This is a genomic window from Pseudomonas sp. 22072 (assembly GCF_052046095.1).
Classification (GTDB): domain Bacteria; phylum Pseudomonadota; class Gammaproteobacteria; order Pseudomonadales; family Pseudomonadaceae; genus Aquipseudomonas; species Aquipseudomonas paracarnis.
This window is the reverse complement of record NZ_JBQEQE010000036.1, coordinates 1-4013: the sequence shown is the minus strand read 5'-3', so window position 1 is coordinate 4013 and position 4013 is coordinate 1. Positions and strand designations below refer to the sequence as shown.

2 protein-coding genes and 2 pseudogenes are annotated in these 4013 nt (G+C 61.6%); 2 read left to right on the top strand and 2 right to left on the bottom strand.

What is annotated here, in order from left to right:
* Nucleotides 1-95 (top strand): annotated as a pseudogene (locus tag ACTJLA_RS24480) (LuxR family transcriptional regulator); the annotation flags it as partial.
* 100 nt (nt 96-195) lie between these two features.
* A pseudogene (locus tag ACTJLA_RS24475) lies at nt 196-501 on the top strand (helix-turn-helix domain-containing protein); the annotation flags it as partial.
* Nucleotides 502-620: 119 nt separating this feature from the next.
* On the opposite strand, the gene ACTJLA_RS24470 reads toward ACTJLA_RS24475, so the two are convergent.
* Together ACTJLA_RS24470 and macA are read right to left on the bottom strand one after the other, a co-directional pair.
* Nucleotides 621-2579 (bottom strand): MacB family efflux pump subunit, encoded by a 1959-nt coding sequence (locus tag ACTJLA_RS24470; RefSeq protein ID WP_057974884.1) that lies wholly within the window; start codon nt 2577-2579, stop codon nt 621-623.
* 3 nt (nt 2580-2582) lie between these two features.
* Nucleotides 2583-3734, bottom strand: a complete 1152-nt coding sequence (macA, locus tag ACTJLA_RS24465) for a macrolide transporter subunit MacA (RefSeq protein WP_089042327.1) — start codon at nt 3732-3734, stop codon at nt 2583-2585.
* Nucleotides 3735-4013 lie beyond the last annotated feature (279 nt).

Genomic DNA, 4013 nt, shown 5'->3' with positions numbered 1-4013 from the left:
ACACCATCGAGAGCTACCTCAAGCGTGCGGCGATCAAGTTGGGGATCAGCGGACGGCACTCGTTGTTGCGGTGGATGTACTCGACCGAAGACTAAGATCGTTCCCACGCTCCGCGTGGGAATGGATCCCGTGACGCTCTGCGTCACTGTGGACGCAGAGCGTCCATGGCGGCGTTCCCACGCGGAGCGTGGGAACGATCAACACATCACCGCGCTGCAGCCCTCGCTCCCGGACAGCCCATGCGCAGTGCCTCAACCCCGGGGCATCGACACCTTGCGCCGACGCATCCAGGAGCGCCTGCTGCAATCGGAGCTGACCTTGTCCAACCGTGAACTGGAAGTGTGCGTAGGCCTGCTGGCCGGGCGCACCGCGCCGGAGTTGGCCGAGCAATTGGCGTTGAAGGTCAACACCATCGAGAGCTACCTCAAGCGTGCGGCGATCAAGTTGGGGATCAGCGGACGGCACTCGTTGTTGCGGTGGATGTACCCGACCGAAGACTAAGATCGTTCCCACGCTCCGCGTGGGAATGGATCCCGTGACGCTCTGCGTCACCGTGGACGCAGAGCGTCCATGGCGGCGTTCCCACGCAGAGCGTGGGAACGATCAGCAGCTCCCTCAGGTCAGTCCCGGGCCAGTGCCTCTATCGGGTCCAACCGCGCCGCATTCCGCGCCGGTACAAAACCAAACACAATGCCGATCAACGTCGAACAGGCAAACGCGGTAATGATCGAGCCCACCGAAAACACCATCTCCCACTCCTTCACAAACAGCGAAAACAGGTAGCCGATGGCGTAGGACAAGGAGATCCCGATGATCCCGCCGATCAGGCACACCATCACCGCCTCCACTAGAAACTGTTGGCGAATATCCGATTGCCGCGCCCCCACCGCCATGCGAATCCCGATTTCACGGGTGCGCTCGGTGACCGACACCAGCATGATATTCATCACACCAATACCGCCCACCAGCAAAGAAATCACCGCAATCAATGACAGCAACAGCGCGAGGGAGCGGCTGGTTTTCTGCACCGTCTGCATGATGCTGTCGAGGTTGTTGGTGAAAAAATCCTTGGTGCCATGGCGTTGCAGCATGAGCTTATTGACGTTGTCTTCCACCACCTTGCTCGGCTGGCCGTCCTTGATGCGCACGGTGATGCTGTCCAGATGACGCTGGCCCAGCAGACGGCCCGCCGCGGTTTCGTATGGCACCCACACGTTCAGGGCCTTGCTGGCGGCGAACATGTTTTTATTGTCCGCCGTCACCCCGATCACCGTGCACGGCAGGTTGCCTATCAGGATCACCTGGCCCAGCGGGTCGATGTTGGGCCCGAACAGGCGCTGGCGAGTATTGTGGTCGATCACCACCACCTGGGCCTGGCGCCGCGCATCGCTTTCGCTGAAGGTAATGCCGGCTTCAAGCTTGAGGCCCTTGACCTTGAAGTAGCGGTCACTGACACCATTGACCTGTGCATCCACGTCGATGTTGCCAAAGCGCAGCATCAGGTTGCGGCCCACCACCGGCGTGGCGCTGTCGACGTAATACAGCTGGTTCAGCGCGTCCACATCCGAGGGCATCAGCGTCTGGATCGCCGAGGCTCGACTGTCGCCAAAGCTGGTGCCGGAAAAGATATCGATGGTGTTGCTGCCAATCGCCTGGATGTCCTTGAGCACATAGCGCTTGGCGCCTTCGCCGATGGCCGAGATCGACACCACCGAGGTGATGCCGATGACAATCCCGAGCATGGTCAGCAAGGTGCGCATGCGGTGGGAGATCAGCGCCACCCACGCCATGTTGAACGCTTCCTTGAACAGCCCCAGGCTCGCCACCAGGCGCCGCGCCCCGCTGCGTCGGGGCTCGACCGGCGCCTCGACGGGCAATTCCAGGCCGACGCTGTCGTTGGCCTTGTCGCTGATGATCTCGCCATCACACACCTCGACAATGCGCTGGGCGTTCGCCGCGACCTTGGGGTCGTGGGTGACGATAATCACCGTGTGCCCCGCCGCGTGCAGTTCGGCGAGGATGCGCATCACCTCCTTGCCGCTGTGGGTGTCGAGGGCGCCGGTGGGCTCGTCGGCCAGGATCACTTCACCGCCATTCATCAAGGCCCGCGCGATACTCACCCGCTGCTGTTGCCCGCCGGACAGCTGGCTGGGCCGATGGCTGGTGTGGCCCGACAGGCCCAGGCGTGCCAGCAATTCCCCGGCGCGGCTATGGCGCTGGCTTTGCGGGGTGCCGGCGTAGATCGCCGGCATCTCCACGTTGTGCAAAGCGCTCAGGTGCGCGAGCAAATGGTAACGCTGGAAGATAAACCCAAAGTAATCACGCCGCAGCTCTGCCAGTTGCTCATCGCCCAGGGAGCGGGTTTCGATGCCATTGATCTTGTAGCTGCCGGCGGTAGCGTAATCCAGGCCACCGAGGATGTTCATCAGGGTCGACTTACCCGAACCGGAGGCGCCGATGATCGCCAGCATTTCCCCGGCATGGATGGTCAGGTCGATGCCCTTGAGCGCGATGAATTCACGCTCGCCGGCCATGAAGCTGCGGGTGATGCCCTTGAGTTCCAACAGAGGCTGGGTCATGACTCAACTCCCCGCCACGGCAGGTGTAGCATCGCCGATCACCACGGTGTCGCCCTCGGCCAGGCCGTCCAGGATCTGCACCTTGACGTTGTTATTGATACCGGTCTTCACCGTGCGGGCGACCGCCTTGCCCTTGGCATCCAGCACCCGCACGTCGTAGCGGCCATCGGCATTGCGCACGCCCAGCGCCGCCACGGGCACTATCAGCGCGGCCTGGGCGGTGTCGAGCACGATGCGCACCTGGGCGGTCATGGCGATGCGCAGGCGGTGCTCTGGGTTGGGCACGTCGAACAACGCGTTGTAAAACACCGCGGTGTTTTGCTTCGGCGTGCCGGCGGTCTGGGTTTCAAGAAAGTTCTGCGGCGCCGGCTCGGTGCCGCGCAGCTTGGCGTAATAGCGCTTGTCCGCCTCGCCGAGAATGGTGAAGTACACCTGCTGGCCGGGGCTGATATGAATCACATCCGCTTCCGACACTTGGGCCTTGACGGTCATGGTGTCCAGGTCTGCCAGCTTGAGCAGCACGGGCGCCAACTGGCTGGCGATCACGGTCTGGCCTTCCTGGGTGACAATACCCACCACGTCGCCGTCGATGGGCGCGTTGATGCGGGTATAGGCCAGGTTGACCTTGGCGGTGTCGATCTCGATGTGCGCGCTTTTGATCTGTGCGTCCAGGGACAGCAGGTTGGCCTGCTGCACCTGGTAGGTCGATTCGGCGTCTTCGAAATCCTGGCGTGACACCGACTCGTCGGCCTGCAAGCCTTTGTAGCGTTCATATACAGACTTGGCCTGCTTGAGCTGCGCGGCTGTCGCCCGGCGTTGGGCCTGGAGGTTTTCTTCATCGACCTGGGCTTTGCGCAGGGTGTTCTGCAGGATCAAGGGGTCGATTTCAGCCAGCCATTGGCCCTTCTTTACCTTGTCGCCGACTTTGACTTTCAGCGACTTGAGCTGGCCAGAGACCTGGGCACCGACGTCGACTTGTTTGACGCCTTCGAGCAGGCCGGTGGCCAATACCGCGTTTTCGATATCGCCGCGTTCTGCGGTCGCGGTGAGGTATTGGGGGGCGTCGGCGGGGGCGTTTACGGTGTAGATGGCCAGGCCGATTGCGACGGCCACTGAAGCCAGAATGCCGATTTTGCGGAATTTAGACGTTTGCATGGTTGGCTTCTTGATTGAGTACAAATATGGTTGCGCGCTGACGCTGGCCTGGGTAAAGACCTGACAGCCGACCCCTGTCTACCTGACGCTCCCCGGTCCAAATGTGGGAGCTGGCTTGCCTGCGATGGCGGCCTTCTGGTCGACCATTTAGTTGGGTTGGAATGCGTACATATCCATTCCTGCGGTAACGGCCACCTAGGGTTCCGCTCTTACAGCGGCTCACTTTTGAAAAGCGCAAAAGTAAGCAAAACGCTCTTGCCCCACCACTCGGCACCTCGC

What these genes read in the sequence shown, in the direction of transcription:
- ACTJLA_RS24470 (WP_057974884.1), bottom strand. Translation starts at nt 2,579, where the DNA reads ATGACCCAGCCTCTGTTGGAACTCAAGGGCATCACCCGCAGCTTCATG.
- macA (WP_089042327.1), bottom strand. Translation starts at nt 3,734, where the DNA reads ATGCAAACGTCTAAATTCCGCAAAATCGGCATTCTGGCTTCAGTGGCC.